The 246-nt window shown below is 43.9% G+C and carries 1 protein-coding gene; it reads right to left on the bottom strand.

Annotated features, from left to right (window positions below):
- The coding region (locus AOM43_RS08595; RefSeq protein WP_152618852.1) for a hypothetical protein at positions 1-246 on the bottom strand (246 nt) is incomplete at both ends.

The following is a 246-nucleotide window of genomic DNA, read 5'->3' as shown; positions in this document are numbered from 1 at the left end:
AGTGATCCCGACGATGAGCTCCTTTGGCTAAGCGGCCACAATATTCGATCTGTGTGAGTCTTTGCGAGCAGTTGTAGTGATAAATGGTTTTATTGCTTTTAACATCTTTTACTTCGGTGTACCCTCCAAGATGATGGCTGAGATCATCTAAACTATTGAGGAAGTACTCAAAAGAGTAGGTTCGAATGAGTTTTGCTGTTGGTCCCACAGGTTGTTCAATGTATTTGACGCGATGGCGTCGGGGAT

It is taken from the genome of Parachlamydia acanthamoebae, from assembly GCF_000875975.1.
Classification (GTDB): Bacteria; Chlamydiota; Chlamydiia; order Chlamydiales; family Parachlamydiaceae; genus Parachlamydia; species Parachlamydia acanthamoebae.
Note: the sequence above shows the minus strand (reverse complement) of the source record. Positions and strands in the feature narration are given on the sequence as shown.